At 31.8% G+C, this 17,019-nt stretch carries 16 protein-coding genes; 9 read left to right on the top strand and 7 right to left on the bottom strand.

From position 1 onward, the window contains the following. Positions 1-228 precede the first annotated feature (228 nt). Positions 229-1,305: an XdhC family protein gene (locus ABV008_RS14790; RefSeq protein ID WP_352420611.1), complete on the top strand. Its 1,077-nt coding sequence runs from the start codon at positions 229-231 to the stop codon at positions 1,303-1,305. 97 nt (positions 1,306-1,402) lie between these two features. On the opposite strand, the gene ABV008_RS14785 is transcribed toward ABV008_RS14790, so the two are convergent. Beyond that, positions 1,403-2,635 (bottom strand): PdaC/SigV domain-containing protein, encoded by a 1,233-nt coding sequence (locus ABV008_RS14785; protein ID WP_352420610.1) that lies wholly within the window; start codon positions 2,633-2,635, stop codon positions 1,403-1,405. Between the two features lie 255 nt (positions 2,636-2,890). Between ABV008_RS14785 and ABV008_RS14780 the strand changes: the two genes are divergently transcribed. The 7 genes from ABV008_RS14780 (at position 2,891) to ABV008_RS14750 (ending at position 10,404) form a co-directional block, all read left to right on the top strand. Beyond that, positions 2,891-4,552: an ABC transporter substrate-binding protein gene (locus tag ABV008_RS14780; RefSeq protein ID WP_352420609.1), complete on the top strand. Its 1,662-nt coding sequence runs from the start codon at positions 2,891-2,893 to the stop codon at positions 4,550-4,552. Further along, positions 4,552-5,517, top strand: a complete 966-nt coding sequence (locus ABV008_RS14775) for an ABC transporter permease (protein ID WP_352420608.1) — start codon at positions 4,552-4,554, stop codon at positions 5,515-5,517. The genes ABV008_RS14780 and ABV008_RS14775 overlap by 1 nt, the downstream gene beginning before the upstream one ends. 2 nt (positions 5,518-5,519) lie before the next feature. Continuing rightward, positions 5,520-6,299 carry an ABC transporter permease gene (locus ABV008_RS14770; RefSeq protein ID WP_352420607.1) on the top strand — a complete coding sequence of 260 codons (780 nt, stop codon included), beginning with the start codon at positions 5,520-5,522 and terminating at the stop codon, positions 6,297-6,299. Positions 6,300-6,305: 6 nt separating this feature from the next. Further along, positions 6,306-6,947, top strand: coding sequence for an ATP-binding cassette domain-containing protein (locus tag ABV008_RS14765; protein WP_352420606.1), 642 nt, complete (start codon positions 6,306-6,308; stop codon positions 6,945-6,947). 12 nt (positions 6,948-6,959) lie between these two features. Next, on the top strand, positions 6,960-7,742 hold the full coding sequence (locus ABV008_RS14760) for an ABC transporter ATP-binding protein (RefSeq protein WP_352420605.1): 783 nt from the start codon (positions 6,960-6,962) through the stop codon (positions 7,740-7,742). After that, positions 7,708-9,261: an aldehyde ferredoxin oxidoreductase N-terminal domain-containing protein gene (locus ABV008_RS14755; RefSeq protein WP_352420604.1), complete on the top strand. Its 1,554-nt coding sequence runs from the start codon at positions 7,708-7,710 to the stop codon at positions 9,259-9,261. The genes ABV008_RS14760 and ABV008_RS14755 overlap by 35 nt, the downstream gene beginning before the upstream one ends. A gap of 225 nt (positions 9,262-9,486) precedes the next feature. Beyond that, the gene (locus ABV008_RS14750; RefSeq protein ID WP_352420603.1) at positions 9,487-10,404 is read left to right on the top strand and encodes a hypothetical protein; all 918 of its coding nucleotides are present in this window, start codon (positions 9,487-9,489) and stop codon (positions 10,402-10,404) included. 2 nt (positions 10,405-10,406) lie between these two features. On the opposite strand, the gene ABV008_RS14745 is transcribed toward ABV008_RS14750, so the two are convergent. Then, positions 10,407-11,300 (bottom strand): LysR family transcriptional regulator, encoded by an 894-nt coding sequence (locus ABV008_RS14745; protein ID WP_352420602.1) that lies wholly within the window; start codon positions 11,298-11,300, stop codon positions 10,407-10,409. A gap of 119 nt (positions 11,301-11,419) precedes the next feature. Between ABV008_RS14745 and ABV008_RS14740 the strand changes: the two genes are divergently transcribed. Then, positions 11,420-12,610: a coenzyme F420-0:L-glutamate ligase gene (locus tag ABV008_RS14740; protein WP_352420601.1), complete on the top strand. Its 1,191-nt coding sequence runs from the start codon at positions 11,420-11,422 to the stop codon at positions 12,608-12,610. 259 nt (positions 12,611-12,869) lie between these two features. On the opposite strand, the gene ABV008_RS14735 is transcribed toward ABV008_RS14740, so the two are convergent. The 5 genes from ABV008_RS14735 to ABV008_RS14715 form a co-directional block, all read right to left on the bottom strand. Continuing rightward, a complete protein-coding gene (locus ABV008_RS14735) occupies positions 12,870-13,790 on the bottom strand; it encodes a sensor histidine kinase (protein ID WP_352420600.1) in 921 nt (306 codons plus the stop codon). 158 nt (positions 13,791-13,948) lie between these two features. Further along, positions 13,949-14,716 (bottom strand): ABC transporter permease, encoded by a 768-nt coding sequence (locus tag ABV008_RS14730; protein WP_352420599.1) that lies wholly within the window; start codon positions 14,714-14,716, stop codon positions 13,949-13,951. Continuing rightward, entirely contained in the window at positions 14,709-15,632 is a 924-nt protein-coding gene (locus ABV008_RS14725) for an ATP-binding cassette domain-containing protein (RefSeq protein ID WP_352420598.1), read from the bottom strand. The genes ABV008_RS14730 and ABV008_RS14725 overlap by 8 nt, the downstream gene beginning before the upstream one ends. Before the next feature lie 90 nt (positions 15,633-15,722). Next, a complete protein-coding gene (locus tag ABV008_RS14720) occupies positions 15,723-16,418 on the bottom strand; it encodes a response regulator transcription factor (RefSeq protein WP_352420597.1) in 696 nt (231 codons plus the stop codon). Between the two features lie 226 nt (positions 16,419-16,644). Then, positions 16,645-16,992: a GIY-YIG nuclease family protein gene (locus tag ABV008_RS14715; protein WP_352420596.1), complete on the bottom strand. Its 348-nt coding sequence runs from the start codon at positions 16,990-16,992 to the stop codon at positions 16,645-16,647. Positions 16,993-17,019: the final 27 nt, after the last annotated feature.

Here is a 17,019-nt window from a genome sequence, read left to right as displayed (position 1 = left end):
AAGTTATTTTGTACAGATGTATGTTAATATATGCACTGCCTTTTGGGAATACTGAAAAGTCTTATTTGGTCATCTTTACTATTATTAAAAATCTATATGTTTAACGATTGTTAAACTATCGTTTAGCTGTTGTTCAAATATTGTTTAATAGCTTTATAGCTTTAAAAATAAACTATATATGATAAAATGATTATATAAAAATTTATGTGGATTGGATGGTGTCTAAAAGTGTTCAATGATATTTATAGAAATTTATCAGAAGAGTTATCATCTGGTAACGAATCAGTTATCTTAACTTTTATGAAACCTGTTAGTAATAAAAAAGGTTCAATAAAAAATAAGATAGTTTTAGTTAAAGACAATTTAGAAAGTAATCCATTGTTCATGAATATGGACGAAGCTCTTCGCCAGAAAGTATTATTTGCCTTTAATTCAGGGAATCTTCAACTTATTGAAGATAAGGAAGAAGTTATCTTAATCGAACCCTATTTCCCAAAACCACGCTTAATTATTTTAGGAGGCGGACATGTTGCTAAACCTGTAGCAGAACTTGGAGCTAAAATTGGATTTTCTGTTGTAGTTGTAGACGATAGACCGAGTTTTGCAAATCCTGGTCGTTTTCCTGAGGCTGATGAAGTTATCTGCGAAAGCTTTGAGAACTGTTTTTCTCAACTTAATATTAGAAAATCAGATTTTGTTGTAATAGTCACAAGAGGTCATAGGCATGATGGGATTTGTTTACGTAACACATTAAGCTATAACTCTGCATACATAGGTATGATAGGCTCAAAACGTAGAGTAAAAGCTATGAAGGAAGAATTGCTAAATGAAGGCTATTCAAAAGAACAAATAGATAGTGTTAATGCTCCAATTGGACTAGATATTGGTGCTGTTACCCCTGAAGAAATAGCTATTTCTATAATTGCACAAGTTATTAGTTTTAGAAGAGCTAGGGGAAATACTGCAAAGGAATCTGGTGTGAAGTTTAACTGGCCTGAATTTGATGATGCTGTAGTTGATGAAATGACAAGAGAATCAGAAACTCCTAGAGCACTTATTACTATAATCTCCTCAAAGGGTTCTGTTCCTAGAAAAGCTGGAGCAAAAATGATTGTTTGGCTTGATGGCAAGATTATGGGAAGTATTGGTGGAGGCTGCAGCGAAGCAAGTATAATAACCATCGCAAGAAATACAATACTAAATAAAGAATATACCATAGAACATGTTGATATGACTGGAAATGTAGCTGAAGATGAAGGCATGGTATGTGGTGGAATAATGGATGTGCTCATCGAGTCTTTCTAATGGATTTATTGAAACCATTAGTTTAAACTAAGTTTCTACTCCCTCTTGCTGGTCCTAGAACTTTTAGCTTTAAGATAAACTTGAAAAGGTGATAACACTAGTAAAATAGTGCCATCACCTTTTTTATGAAATAATGTAAAACAATCTGTGCTTTTCTATAATAAATATTCTTTAGGGCAATAATTAAAATAGGATAAAAGTTCTCTTCTTTTTCACCTGATTTTATAAAGAAATTCTTTTCATCTTCATTAAGAGCTTTAATTTGCTCTTTTATTTTGCTATCAATTATTTTTTTATAGTCAACGTCTTCTTTAAATAAATCCTTAAGCTCAATTAGATTACCTGTTTTTAAATCAATGTTATAAGCAATATCATTATGACCTCCATGAGCTCCACCAGTATATTGATAGTATGTTACATATATACTAAGTAGCTCTCCTTGGTTTCTTTTTTCTTCAAAGCTTACATATGCAGAGTATTTATTTAAATTGTATCCACTTTTTTGAGCATCTTCATGGCCTTCCTTTGCAAGACCCTTAATTTCATCTCTAAACTTTAAAGCTTCTTCTTCAAATCTTTTATTGATTAAGTCTTGTACTTTCTCGTCCTCTAGTCCAGAAATAACTGGAGTCTCTATGTCTGCCACAAAATGCTCATTTGATTCTTTAGTCGTTTTTACATCTACAGATACTGCACTAGGCTCCAGCTTAGGTTGAATATTTATCCCTTCTTTAAAAGCTTGGAAAGGTATTTCGTATTCATCTTTTTCATTTGATTCTTCATTTGCCACATATTCTTGGAAGAAAATAAATAGCTTGCCATCTCCTAAGTAATACTGATTGTCTCTAATATCTGATTTCCTTATGTTGCTTTTTGTCTCATATTTTTCTTCAATATAATTCTTAATAGTTTCCTTATAATCTTTACTACCATTTATTAGCTTGTCTAATGAAACATTTCTTCCGGTCTTCAAATCAAAAGTATATGCTGTTTTGTTTTCAAAAGAATAGTCTTTTTCATCCTTTACTTTTTTGGAAATCAGGATACTAATGAGATTATCACTTTTAAATGTAACCTTTGAATCAGCTGATACGGATAGCTTCGTAAAATTCTTATCTTCCTTATAGTATTCACTTGAAGACTTTTGCTCATCAACAAATTTCATAATATCATTTTTTAGAGTAGAGTTTATCTTTTCTTGAACCTGTACATCATTCTTTGCCACCTGTGGACTATTAGCATTGGCAGAGGAATAGCACCCTGTCATTGGTATACATAATGTTGCTATAAGTACTAGCGTTAATGTTTGATAAAATGATTTTTTCTTCATTTCTTATTCCTCCTTTTATATTTATATCTCTTAATAATATTATTAATCCTTTATATTACTTAATGCGTTACAGAAAAGTTACGGTTTATTAATCTACAATACAATTATCTAAGTATCGACTAAACAAATCGCCAATAGACAACTTATTGAAATATTCTATACTGCCTCCAATCAATTGATATGCGGTTTGTCCCTATGTTAAAATCACATTGGTAAAAGATTTTCAATATTAATGTTAATAAGGGGGAAATGCAATTGAAAAGGTTATTATCCATTTTATTAGTTATAGTTTTGGCTTTTTCTATTGTAGCATGCAACAGCAAAGATGCTACTAACGAAAATGTCCCACAAGACAGCTCCCAATCAGTAGAAAATAGCGCTGATGAAGCTAAAGAAAGTACTGAAGAAAGAATTCTTAAAATAGACGGGGATAATTTAGGTTATCCATCTGTATATACTGTTTCTTCTAAGGGCCGTGGTTATTTATTAACCAGCTATATATTTGACACTTTAACTTGGAAAGATGAAACAGGAATAGTTCCACTAATTGCTAAAGAGTGGAAGGTCTCAAATGATAACAAAACATGGACCTTCTATCTAAATGAGAATGCAAAATTTACAGATGGAAAAGAATTAACTTCAGAAGATGTCAAATTTTCCTTTGAGTACATAAAAGAACATCCTTATCAATGGGTTTCCGTATCGCCAGTTAAAGAAGTTAGGGTAATAGATAAGTATACGGTTGAAATTGAGCTTAACGACATATATGCCCCATTCATTACGGACATAGCAGGAAATGTGCCTATTATGCCAAAACACATATGGGAAAATGTAACTGAGCCTGAAAAGTTTAATACAGAAGATGCTGTAATAGGCTCAGGTCCATTAAAACTTGTACAATACGACAAGGAAGCAGGCAGCTATATTTTTAGTGCCAATGAAAATTATTTCTTAGGAAAGCCTGTAATAGATAAACTCATAATATCTGCATCTAATAATCCTAAGGAAGCTTTAGAAAATGGTGAACTAAATGGTGCTAATAATATTAAATATGGTGAAGCTAAACAGCTAAAAGAAGCTGGTAAGTTTAAAGTTATAGAAGGACCAGGTTTCTGGGTTGGCAGACTATATTTTAACTTTGCAGTAGAAGAGTTTAATATTAAAGAATTTAGACAAGCGCTTTATTATGGAATAGATAGAGATGAGTATGTTACTAAGGCCTTGAAGGGTGGGGCTGATCCAGGAAACCCAGGACATATTCACCCTAAATCTGAATGGTACTATAAAGACGTTAAAAGCTATGAATATAATCCTGAGAAATCAAAAGAGTTATTGAGTAATCTTGGTATGAAGGACACTAATTCTGATGGGATATTAGAATATAAAGATAAAGAATTAAAATATGAATTAATTGCATCAGAAGGTGATATTCCACAAACTGAAATGCTAAAAAAATATATGAATGATATTGGAATTGACCTTGAGGTTAAAGCGTTAGACTCTAAATCCGTAGATTCAATGATTAAAGAAGGTAAATTCACCCTAGCTCTTAGTGGACACGGCTCTTTTGGTGGGGACCCTGTTCTTCTACAGAGATTCGTTTCTAGTCCTTCTAGCGGCTCAACTCCAGAAATAACCACTCAGGGCGGTGCAAACTGGAGTAATGAAGAGTTTAACAGGATTTTTGAAGAACAATTGAAGGAATTAGACAAAGATAAAAGATATAACCAAGTCGCAAGGCTTCAGGAAATCATAGCAGAGGAGCTCCCAACTTTAACTCTAAATTATAGAAAAATAACTTTTGCTTATGATGATAATATATTTGATGGCTGGTTCTTCACAAAAGATGGAGTAGCTATTGCAGTTCCTACAGTACAAAACAAGTTAGTATTCATAAAGGGGACATGGAATAAATAATGGAAAGATTTAAGGATTTGTCTGGGCCCAAGTATTTTTTATATATTGTTTTAATACTAGCACTTAGTTTTTTTCTTCCTAGAATTATACCTGGAAGTCCACTGTCACTAAGTGAAACAGATACCTATATACTTAATCTATCTCTGCCAGAAGATACATTCAATGCCTTTAAGGATTATTATTCTCCAGACAAACCTTTAATAAGTCAGTTTTTAATATATATAAAGCAGATACTTACACTTGATCTAGGATATTCCTTTTATTTCAAAATGCCTGTATTAGCATTGATCTTAGGGAGAATACCATGGACACTTTTTCTTTCCATGGTCTCCCTAGTGTTGTCTTTTTCTATAGCAGTTCCATTAGCCATTAATGAAGCATTAAACAAAAAATCCTCTAAAATAAAGCTTATATCCATCATTTCTCTTCAAGCCATACCAATGTTTTTGCTAGGTTTAATAATTCAGCTTATTTTTTCTTACAGGCTTAGGTGGTTTCCATCTGGAGGAGCCTATACTGTAGGAATTGAGTTTTTTACCAAAGACTTTTATATGGATGTACTAAAACATTCATTTCTTCCATTAGTAGCTCTAGTAATGGGTGAAATACCCTCACTATATATAATGGCTTACAACAGCGCAAAGAAAATAAATAAGGAAAACTATACTTTAATGGCCAATTACTTAAATATAGAGCCAAAGGATATAAAGAAAAAGTATATATTTTACAATATGATTCCCGAGATGCTTGGTAAGCTTAATATTCAATTTATATATGCTATCACAGGCTCTATTTTTGTAGAATCTATTTATTCATATCCTGGAATGGGTCAGCTTTTGAAAATAGCAGCCTCTGGCAGAGATTACCCATTGATGCAAGGGATATTGCTATTGATAGCTTTTTATGGACTTTTCGTTACTATAGTCTTTGAATCACTTTTAAAAAGATTTAAAATGAGGTACTAATTATGAGTTTAAAGAGAATTTCATTTTGGATTTTAGTTATATTTTTACTTATCGCAATATTTAGTCCTATTATATCACCTTATGAAGTTACAGACTTTAGCTTCGATCCATTACTATCTCCTTCTATTAAGCACTTATTGGGGACAGGAGAAATGGGACATGACTTATATACATTGCTTTTATATGGATTTAGAGTAACTATAACTATATCCTTAGTTTCAGGTTTTTTTAGCACGGTTTTTGGAAGTCTATTAGCTATTATAGCAGTGTATTATAAAGGCTTTTTAGATAAAGTCATTCTAAGAATTTCAGACATGTTTTTGATGATTCCTGAAATAATTGTAATACTGTTTTTTGCTACATTTGCTAAGCCCTCTTTAGAAAACACATTATATGCCATTGTGTTTTTTTCATGGGGTAGAGTCTTTAGAATAGTAAGGTCAAAACTTATATCTGTAATTGGCAAAAATAAAGTTAAATATACTCTTCTCCTAAAGGGAAATGTTTTTGATATATTTAAAAAATTATGGTATGACATAAAGCCAATACTTGCTACTATGTTCATACTTCAATGCAGCAAGGCTGCTGTATACGAAACTACTTTATCATATTTTGGGATAGGCGATCCCCTAATAAAGACTTGGGGAAAAATGATAAGAACTGCGATGAATTACGAGGGAATATTCTATGATGGTGTTTATATTTGGTATTTGCTTCCACCGATATTCTGTATATGTATATTTATAATTTCTCTAAGCTGTTTAACCTTTGAAGAAAGGTAGGATATTATGAGCACACAAAAAATACTTGATTTGAAGGATTATAAAATAACATATAAAGATGGAAAGACCTTTGAATATAAGGATATTGAAATATATGAAGGTGAATTTGTTGGAATAATGGGAAACAGTGGCTGTGGGAAAACATCCCTATTAAACTCTCTTTTTTCTTTAGACTTTCCTGGATCTATTGAATACGAAAAATGCCTGCTTCTAGGGCGAGAGCTTAAATCTTGGAAAAGGGATAAATTCTCATATTTCAGTTACATGCCTCAGTTTTCTCAGGACGCACTAAACCCTAGTATCACTGTAGAAGAGCATCTAAAGTTAACCCTAAAAGGAAATAAGCTAAATTATGAACTTAATAAAACTATAGAAATATTAAAAGCCTTAAATCTTGATGAAGACGTCTTAAAAAAATATTCCTATGAGCTAAGCGGTGGTATGAAGCAAAGAATCTTATTGATGCTTTGTTATATAAAAGAACCTAGAATACTAATATTAGATGAACCCTCCTCAGCCTTAGATTTTATAACATTAAAAATCATCATTAAATTTCTTAAGCAGATTGAAAACACATTAACTATAATTATAGTATCCCATGACGAAGGCTTTTTAAAAAACATCTGTAATAAAGTAATCAACATTTAGGAGGAATGGGCAATGCTTAAGATAGTAGAACTAAATAAGTCCTACGGAAGTAAAAAAATATTACATAGCATAAATTTAGCCTTTAAAGAAGGAGAAATGACAGCAATCATTGGAGAAAGCGGAAGTGGGAAAACAACTTTAGCTAAAACCATAATAGGTTTAGAGCACTTAGATGAAGGTAAAATATTATACAAGGAAATCCCTCTAATGCCTTTAAGGAAGAGGAACTTTGATACATGTGCAGATATTCAATATATATTTCAAGATCCTTATAGTTCCTTAGAATCTGAAAGAAGTCTAAGAGATGAGCTAGAAGAGCCAATTAAAATTTGCAAAAGACATAACAGAGAGTTTATGAGTATAGATATAGCCTTAGGCTTAGTTGATCCAAGATTACACTCTCTACTAAATAAAAGGGTATCCACCTTGAGTGGTGGTCAACGTCAAAAGGCTGCCATTGCAAGAGCTCTAATCCCTAATCCTAAAATAATTATTGCAGATGAATGCACATCAATGCTAGATGAAGAAAGTAGCAGAGATATATTTAAAAGCTTTAACAATATAAGACTTAAGGGTAGTACAACATTAATTACAATAGTACATAATATAGAGCTTCACGGTGGATATTGGGATAGGATTATAGTCATGAAGAATGGAAAGATTGTAGATGATGAGAGTTACAAGGATTTTTATATAAATGCTAAAAGCCAATATAGCAAAGAGCTAATAGAAAGCTATCGATATATAAGGGGGGCAAATAATGAAGAAACTCTACACCATAGATTTATCTCATGAGAATATCTCAATCGAGGATTATGATTTAAGTTCCTTAGGGCATTATGGAAGAGGTCTTGCTGGATACTTAGTTGAGAAAAATGTAAGAAATAATACAGATAGATTTGATGAAGATAATGTAATAGTCATGGTTCCTGGACTATTTACAGGCACTAATGTACCTAGTACCGGAAGAATTGTCTTAGCTACTAAAGCTCAAAGAGAAAAGGGCTTACAAATAAATAATATTACTGGGGCTATGGCACAAAAGCTTTCATCTTTGGATGTGGCTGCTGTGATTATAAAAGGAAAAAGCAAAGACAAAAATGCTGTAATAACTATTAATGCAGATGGGTGTAAAATTTCACACGAAAATAATCTGAAAAACTTAAAAGTAAGTAGTACCATAGATTATCTTAGAAAAATTTATGGAAATAATTCTGCTGTAGTAGGCATAGGACCTAGTGGAGAAGCTCAGCTTCCTTTAAGCACTACATTTAGCACTTATCCAGAAGGTGAGCCTGTATATTACTGTTCTAGGGGATGTTTTGGTGATGTTTTCGGAAGTAAGGGACTAAAGGCTATTGTAGTTCAATCAGATAGCTATTTTAATAGTAGTGTGGCTGATAAAGAGGCCTTAAGAATAGAAGCAAAAAAGCTAGGAAAGATTATAGTAGGAGATCCTATTTGTGGTGGAGCTTTACCAGGCTATGGTTCCATAACATTGATGAAAATGCTGAAGGATGGCAGGAATGTACCAATTAAAAAGAAAGAGAAAAAAGCTACTACCAAGCGCCTAGATAAAAAAATTAATAGAACCTGTGCTCCCTTGTGTGTTATAGGGTGTTTGAACAGACATAGTAATAGCCATGATAATATGTTTTCCTCCCCAGCAGAAAGCGAAGCTTATGCAGCATTAGAGGGAATATTCGATATACATGATATGGCTTTTACAAAGGAATTTAATAGGAAAGCTTTTGAATTGGGGTTGGATTCTATAGAGCTTATATTTTCATGTGCTCTTTATTTAAAAGCAGAAAACATCACTGGAACTAAGGAAATACTAATGAAGCTATTGTCAGATGTAGAAGAGTTAAACATTACTGGCCGAGTTATAGGAAGCAAAACCCAAGGTATATATAAGCTATACAGTGAAAAATCAGAGCTTTTACCTATGGTTTCAAGACCTTCAACTACAGAAGAAAAAGATTTTAATGTAAAACTAGCCATGAAGTGTAAGTTTGATGATATCAGCGATTTAGAACTACTCTATAGTAAAATTATTATGCTTGAAAATCTAGGTTTCTGTCTATTTTCATCATTTGCATTAATAGACAATGAAGAAGCATTAGCTATTCTGAAGGATTTGTATTATTATGCAACAGGAATAGAAATCGAAGCTAATCAGCTAATTAATTATGGACTAAAATCCTTGGAAAAAGAATTGGATTTTGAACGCAGAGCAAAGGGCATCTCTGCCCAGAAGACAATACCTGAATTTGTAAAGGTACTTTATAGGTATTTTGATGGTGAAAATTAGAATTAATATAATATGAGTTGTTTTAAAGCTCCTTCTTTTATGAACTATAGTTAATAAAAGAAGGAGCTTTTGTTTAATTATGGCTTATTTTCTTCTAAAACACTATTGCGAATTTCATAAAAAGTAATAAAATGTTATTGTAGCTTTTTAATGTAAAAGCTAAAGCCTAACTGTTTTTTTACTTAGTAAGCACTTTTTAATAGTTACTTGGAAAGGATGATTATGATGAAAAAATTTGAAATACCTTTCAACTTTGATATAGAGCTTTTAAACTTTTTGGATAATAATATAGATAAAAACTGGATTGAGTTTTTGTTTTTATCTCCTTTTAAGGAAGATGGCATAAATGCCAGGAGCCATGTGGAAAATGTAAATGTAAATGGCTGGACTTATAAGGTACCTGAATCTAGAGATGAATATACTAAAATAATAGAAGAAATGCTAAGCAGAGGTTATAGACCTTCTATACTACTTCAAGAAACTGAACTAATTCCAATGGAAAAACTAGATTATTATTTTAAATTAGGTATAAAAGACTTTGTAGTAAATAATGATCAGGTTGCATTAAATATAAAAAATAAAGATTCAAACTATAATGTGGTAGCTTCTATAACTAAGACTCTAAGTGCAAATGATATAGCTGAAAATGACTATTCAATGTATGACAAAATTGTACTTCATTTTCCTTTTAACAGAGCATTAAGTAGGCTAAAGGAACTGCCTCAAAAGTATAATTATGCAATACTAGCAAACTCCTACTGTAGCTATAAATGCGCCGTTGCTAAAAAACACTGGTACAGCAATTCTGAAGAAGCGAAAAAAATAAATTGTGTTAAGCATGATAATAAAGATACTTTAGTATATATACCGCCAGAATATATACACCTCTTTGAGCCTTATGCCTCAAGCTTTAAGCTTCAAGGAAGAGAATATTCTACACATGTACTGGCAAATGAAATATATTATTATTATAACAAGCTTCATAATCCTATGGCTGGAGTTATATACAACAGGCTAAGTCCCTTTAATGAACAACAGTATTTTAATGAAACTAAGGATTTAAGTTTTGTAATTAATAATAATTTTACACCTAAAAGTCCAACTACACCAAATTCAACTAATGGTCTTAGAACTTCTGCATAAACTTATTTCTTTCTCTCATCTTCTAATATCTCCACAAATCTAGTAGAGGAAGGTGAGAGAGATACACTTTTCAAGGAGCAAACTCCTATACTTCTTTCTGGGATTTCTTCAATTAATTTCACCTCATAAAGTAAGCCTTTTTGTAAATATTCATTTGAAAATTCCCTAATAACACAGGATATTCCTAAGTTAATCTTCGCAAATTCTAATAGTAACTCATGGGAGCCAAGTTCTATTTCTGGTTCTATTTTTATACCCTTTGACAAAATATATTTCTCTACGTACTGCCTTGAATTTGAAGTATATTCAAGCAATATTAATGGAAGCTTTGTTAAGTCCTCAAAGCTCAAGGGCATAGGTATCTTATCTCTGTAATTAGCTCCACAGACAAAAATATCATGAATAATCATCAATTCTTTTACTTCTATAGAGGAATCTTCAATAGGTAGATTACATATTGCAATATCAATTTCCCCAGACTTTAGTAAAGCACAGAGTTCTATAGTTGTACGGTTAATGATTTTAAATTTAATATTCGGATATTTATTATGAAACTTTTCTAGATAAGGCAACAAAAAATAGCGTGAGATAGTATCTCCTACTCCTATTTTCAAATCTCCTACCATTAAGTTTTTGGTTTCTATGAGCTTTTTTTCCCCTACATCAATTAAGTTAATCGCTGAATTTGCATATTCAAATAATAGCTTCCCTTCATTTGTAAGAATGACTCCCTTTGGTGTTCTAGTAAAAAGTCGTACATCTAATTCACCTTCAAGCTGCATAATTGATTGACTAACAGCTGGTTGTGTCATATAAAGTGATTTTGCAGCCTTAGAAAAGCTATTATATTTAGCTACTTCACAAAAGATTTTATATAAATCTAATTTAATTGACATATAAGCACTCCTTATACCTATTATCAAATCTATTTATTTTACTTATACCATAAAATGTTGTATATTACAAGTGAAGGATAAATGCTTCTTCTAAAATAAGAATTCAAGGAGAGATTGAAATGGAAAGAGTCGTTGGAACTGTTGTTAGAGGTCTTCGTACTCCAATTTTTAAAGAAGGAGACAACATTTCAGAAATAGTTGTAGATAGTATATTAAAAGCTTCGAAAGTAGAAGGTTTTTCAATAAATGATAAAGATATAGTTGCTATAACTGAATCTGTAGTTGCTCGTGCTCAAGGTAACTATGCTACTATTGAGACCATTTCAAAAGATGTTCATTCAAAATTTGACGATGACACTATTGGAGTAATATTCCCTATTTTAAGTCGTAACCGCTTTGCTATTTGTCTGCGTGGTATTGCAAAAAAAGCTAAAAAAATAGTACTAATGCTTGGGTATCCATCAGATGAAGTAGGCAACCATTTAGTAGATATAGATTTACTTGATAAAAAAGGTGTTAATCCTTGGACAGATGTTTTAACAGAAAGTGAATTTCGTAATTATTTCGGATACAACAAACATGCTTTTACAGGTATTGACTATATAGATTATTATAAATCTATAATCACAGAATATGGTGTAGAATGTGAAATTATATTCTCAAATAATCCAAAAACTATTTTAAACTATACAGCAAGTGTTCTTGCTTGTGATATTCATACAAGAGCTAGAACAAAAAGAATATTAAAAGAAAATGGCGGAAAGAAAGTTTTCGGTCTTGATGAAATCTTAACTTCTTCTATTGATGGCAGCGGTTATAACGAAAAATATGGCCTTTTAGGTTCAAATAAAGCAACAGAAGAAAGCATAAAGCTTTTCCCAAGAGACTGCCAACCTGTTGTTGATAGTATTCAAGCTAGACTAAAAGAAAAGACTGGGAAAACTGTTGAGGTTATGATTTACGGAGATGGTGCATTTAAAGATCCTGTCGGTAAGATTTGGGAGCTTGCAGACCCAGTTGTATCTCCTGCTTATACAAAAGGTCTTGAAGGTACACCTAATGAAATTAAGCTAAAGTATCTTGCAGATAACGACTTTGCAGATTTAAGAGGCGAAGAGCTTAAAAAAGCTATCTCTGAACATATTAAAAACAAAGGCACAAATCTTGTAGGAGCTATGGAAGCACAAGGTACTACTCCTAGAAGACTTACTGACCTTATAGGTTCATTATGTGATTTAACTTCTGGTAGTGGAGATAAGGGTACTCCAGTTGTATACATTCAAGGTTACTTTGATAATTATACAAAATAAAAAGGGGTCATAGGCCTTTATAATTATATAACTTTCTAATATAATAATAAATCAAAATGGACAGTTCGAGACTACTGAAAAAAATATTTATGTCATACTAATCATCGAAGAAAAAGCTCTTATGTACTAAAAACTTGAGATTCTTCGACTTCGTCTCAGAATGATACACATAAAAATATGACTTTTTCAGTGGTTTCGGACAGTTATCAATTCAATCCTTTGACTCGTTTTCTCTAATCTTAAATCATCCTTTTCAATACTACTTCTTATAACTTCTTCTTTTTGCTTCCCACTTAATTATGATACTGAGCTTGCTATCACATAGCTCTACAGAGATTTTATGTCCCATCTGCTCAACTAATTGCTTTGTTATAGCAAGACCAAGTCCAGTGCTTTTTCCACTCCTCGTACGATCAACTGTAAAAAAACGTTCAAACAGATGACTTGCATCTTCTTCACTTAAGTTAGGTGCATCATTTGTAAATGTTGTCACAACATACTCCTTATGTTCCTTTAGTGATATAGATACAAAGTCATTTCCATATTTTAGAGAGTTCTGTATTAAGTTTGAAAATATTCTTCTTACTGCATTTTCATCGGCAATTACTGAAGATGCTTTTTCATCTACATCAATGACAGGCTCTATGCTTTTATTTGAAAAATCTTTATAAAAAGATGCCATTAAATCATATATTATATTCTTTAAGTTCAATGAGTTAAGTTCAAATTTATATTCTCTTGCTTCAAGCCTTGATAAGTCATAAAAACTAGATATTAAAGTTTGTAATGACTCTGCTCTCTTTCTAACAATATTAGCATATTCTTTCTTCTCATTATAAGATAAGCTGTCATCCTCCATAAGCTGTATATATCCCATTATAGATGTAAGGGGAGTCCGTAAATCATGGGACATATTTGCAATAGCCTGTCTAAGCTCTATATCCATTCTCTTATGTTCCAATTCTGATTTTTGCTTTTCCTCTAAGGTCTTATTTATCTCTAAAGCTAAATTCTCCAATATTTTATTAGGTGAAGAAAGTAGTATTTTTGAGTTAGTATCATTTTTATTAATATTGTTTAGTTGATTTGTTATGCCTTTAATCTCTTTACTTGAAAAAATATAAAGGATGGCAAATATACTCGATATAGCCACAAGAAAAACATTTATTAAAATTTCCATAAAGCTCACCATCCTTTTTATTTAAAGTAAAATCTAACTTGCAGAAATAATTCATTACTTCTTGTTTTTTGTATTTGTACTAGCAACATAAATAACAACACCAGTTAAAATCAGAATGATCCCTACGACCATATTTATAGGCATGAGTTTCACCATCTTTATTTAACTTCTTTTTTGCTGAAATGCAGAATGCTCAAAATTGAAAATACCACCGTATATATTACACCTATTACAACAGCGGAAATTAAACTATCAGTTGTTATGGCTTGAATGCTGTTAGCAGGTGTCATAGTTAGAGCGCTTAATGTTTTTATCTTTGTTGTAATTAGTACATTATGAATATACATAATTTTATCAGAAATAAAGAAAGAAAGAACCTTTAGCATAGAGCTGATTGAAACAAACATAAAGGCATAAGCAAAGGCAAATATTGTATTGTTCTTGAAAATAAAGCCCATTAGAGTTCCAACTGATATAGCACCAATCCACAATGGAATCGCTGCTAATAGCCTCAATAAAAAGTCTTTAAATAAAGCTAGAGAAACTCCCTCTACTCCAAACAATATTGCTCCGCTTCCTAAATAGAAGGTCAGTATGATAACGGCTGCTATAAAAGAAAGAATAACAGTTACTATGATTTTTGATAAAACTATCTTTCTTCTAGGTAAACCAAATGACACTACATTTTTTAAAGTCAAATTCTTTATTTCTTCACCTATTACCATGTCAATTACTATTCCAACTAAAAAAATTGGTACATTAAGCATTCCAATCCCCATTTGAAGCAGCATAGATAAGTTTCCTGAATCAACAGACTTCATTAGTATATTGAATACCAATGCTAGAATAGATGTTATCCCTGCAAAATTCCAAAAATATAGTCGGTTAAAATTCCTGTAAAGCTCCGCTCTTATATAATTAAGCATTATGAGCACCTCCAATCAAATCAATAAAATAGCTCTCTAAATTTGCACCAATCTGATTAATTGAAGATACCATAACTCCACCATTTATAAGAGTCTTTGTTACTATTTCCGGAGTATCTACATACTCATAAAATTTTATTTCATTATCATTAAGAACCTGATATTTATTAGAATCAAGCTGATTTTCTATTATAACTGCAGCTTTTCCAGTATCGTTTACCTTAATTGACAAACAACGCTTACACTTTTCCTCTAGGTCTTTTGCTGATACCTGCTCCACAAGCTCACCCTTATGAATAAAACCATATGTGGTCGCAATTTGGGAAAGTTCTCCTAATATATGACTTGAAATAATTATTGTAATATTTCTTTCTCTATTAAGCTTTAGCAATAGTTCTCTAAATTCTACAATACCAGTTGGATCCAGTCCATTTATAGGTTCATCTAGAATAAGTAAATCCGGGCTTCCCATTATTGCATATGCCAAACCTAATCGCTGCTTCATACCAAGAGAGAAGTTTTTATATTTTTTCCTTCCGGTGTCTTCAAGTCCTACTGCTTTAAGGACATCCTCTACACATTTTTTCTCTACGATACCTTTTTGTATTCTATAATATTCAAGGTTTTTCTTTGCAGATAAGTAGGGAAAGAAGTTTGGCGTTTCAATTATACAACCTGTTCTCATTCTTGCTTTGTTTAGCCCATCTTTAGATGTTTCATGAAACATCTCTATTTCTCCACTTGATGGCATTGTAAGCCCACTTATAGTTCTAAGCAGAGTTGTTTTACCTGCTCCGTTTTTACCTACAAGTCCATATATATCTCCTTGTTTTACATCCATATTAACATTGTTCACAGCAATATGGCTATTGTATTTCTTTGTGATGTTTTTCGTCTTCAATACTATCTCAACCACTTATAGGTCAACCTCCTTTTTCTTGTATGATTATATATTAAAACATAATCTACAAGATACAATAAAGAAAAACTTAAGAAAGTCTTAAGTTTATTCTCCCATCTTAAATCCAATTCCCCATACTGTGCTGATATATTCCGTATCTGGAGCTGCTTTAGCTAGTTTTGACCGAAGGTTGCTTATATGAACATTTACTGTGTTGTCGTCCCCTAAAAACTCCTCATTCCAAACATGTTCAAATAAATTAGCCTTTGTAAAAACCTTATTTGGAAATGTCATCAATAACTCTAATATGGCAAATTCTCTTGCTGTTAAAGTAATCTTCTGGTCTTTAACCTTTACTTCTACTGTTTCAAGATTTAGAGTTAAATCCTTATGCTTTAGAACATTTAGCTTTTCAGTTGCATTAGAAAAAACCATATATCGTCTTAGCTGAGCCTCAACTCTTGCTAAAACCTCGTTGACATCAAAGGGTTTTGAAATAAAGTCATCAGCTCCAAGCTTTAATACTTCTATCTTTGTCTCCTGTCCCAACTTTGCAGAGATAACTATAATAGGCATTGTTTTAATTTTTCTTATTTGTGAAATTATCTCTTCTCCTGATATGGCAGGAAGCATTAAATCCAATAAAACAAGTTGAAAATCATATTGTCCAAAACACATTTTAGCTTCTGAGCCTGAAAAAGCTGCTCTTACGCTATAGCCCTGTTTACTTAATATTTTACAGAGCAAGTTGTTTATGTCTACATCGTCTTCCACTACTAATATGTTTATGTTTTCGTTCATATGGACCACCACCACTTTATTTTTACGTTTTTGCTTATCTTTATATCAATTAAATGTCATAGATATATTATATACGATATATCAGGTTGAAGACAAACTATGCTTAGAAGTCTCAAATGGAATTTGAATATATAATAACACAAAATAAGACTCTATTCTAAAAGGCCTTTTCCCCTCTGAATAGAGCCTTGACGTTTCTAGTCTCTAAATATAAACAAGTTTATTTTTAATAGAATTGCACAGACTTATCTTCCTCTAGCCTCTCTGTCCATATCATTTTCATTATCTCTAATTCTTCTGTATAATCTGCTTTTTCTTCTTTTTCATCGTACTTTAATTCCTCAAGCACTTCAATAGAAAATGCTTCTTCACCATATCCATTCCAGTCCATCTGTAACTCTTTTATTTTATGAATTCCTGATTTCAGCTGAAATCTATGACGGTTTATAATGCTCTTTGTGTCTTTACTTACATCTATAAAGACTTTCCCGTTTATATTATTCTTTATTATAATTGCTCCCATAGGGGTTTTCATTTCTTTGTATTTTAGTTTTAGTTCCTTTTTTGTATCCATAGATATCATTCCTCTTCTTTTCTATTA

This window comes from Proteiniborus sp. (assembly GCF_040308045.1).
In the GTDB taxonomy this organism is placed as follows: Bacteria; Bacillota; Clostridia; order Tissierellales; family Proteiniboraceae; genus Proteiniborus.
The sequence above is the reverse complement of the archived record's forward strand: the minus strand, read 5'-3'. Positions and strand labels throughout refer to the sequence as shown.

Bases quoted from the DNA above. Each gene is read 5' to 3' on its own strand.
- ABV008_RS14785 (WP_352420610.1), bottom strand. From the start codon at position 2,635: ATGAAGAAAAAATCATTTTATCAAACATTAACGCTAGTACTTATAGCA.
- ABV008_RS14775 (WP_352420608.1), top strand. From the start codon at position 4,552: ATGGAAAGATTTAAGGATTTGTCTGGGCCCAAGTATTTTTTATATATT.
- ABV008_RS14770 (WP_352420607.1), top strand. From the start codon at position 5,520: ATGAGTTTAAAGAGAATTTCATTTTGGATTTTAGTTATATTTTTACTT.
- ABV008_RS14765 (WP_352420606.1), top strand. From the start codon at position 6,306: ATGAGCACACAAAAAATACTTGATTTGAAGGATTATAAAATAACATAT.
- ABV008_RS14760 (WP_352420605.1), top strand. From the start codon at position 6,960: ATGCTTAAGATAGTAGAACTAAATAAGTCCTACGGAAGTAAAAAAATA.
- ABV008_RS14755 (WP_352420604.1), top strand. From the start codon at position 7,708: ATGAAGAAACTCTACACCATAGATTTATCTCATGAGAATATCTCAATC.
- ABV008_RS14750 (WP_352420603.1), top strand. From the start codon at position 9,487: ATGAAAAAATTTGAAATACCTTTCAACTTTGATATAGAGCTTTTAAAC.
- ABV008_RS14745 (WP_352420602.1), bottom strand. From the start codon at position 11,300: ATGTCAATTAAATTAGATTTATATAAAATCTTTTGTGAAGTAGCTAAA.
- ABV008_RS14740 (WP_352420601.1), top strand. From the start codon at position 11,420: ATGGAAAGAGTCGTTGGAACTGTTGTTAGAGGTCTTCGTACTCCAATT.
- ABV008_RS14735 (WP_352420600.1), bottom strand. From the start codon at position 13,790: ATGGAAATTTTAATAAATGTTTTTCTTGTGGCTATATCGAGTATATTT.
- ABV008_RS14730 (WP_352420599.1), bottom strand. From the start codon at position 14,716: ATGCTTAATTATATAAGAGCGGAGCTTTACAGGAATTTTAACCGACTA.
- ABV008_RS14720 (WP_352420597.1), bottom strand. From the start codon at position 16,418: ATGAACGAAAACATAAACATATTAGTAGTGGAAGACGATGTAGACATA.
- ABV008_RS14715 (WP_352420596.1), bottom strand. From the start codon at position 16,992: ATGGATACAAAAAAGGAACTAAAACTAAAATACAAAGAAATGAAAACC.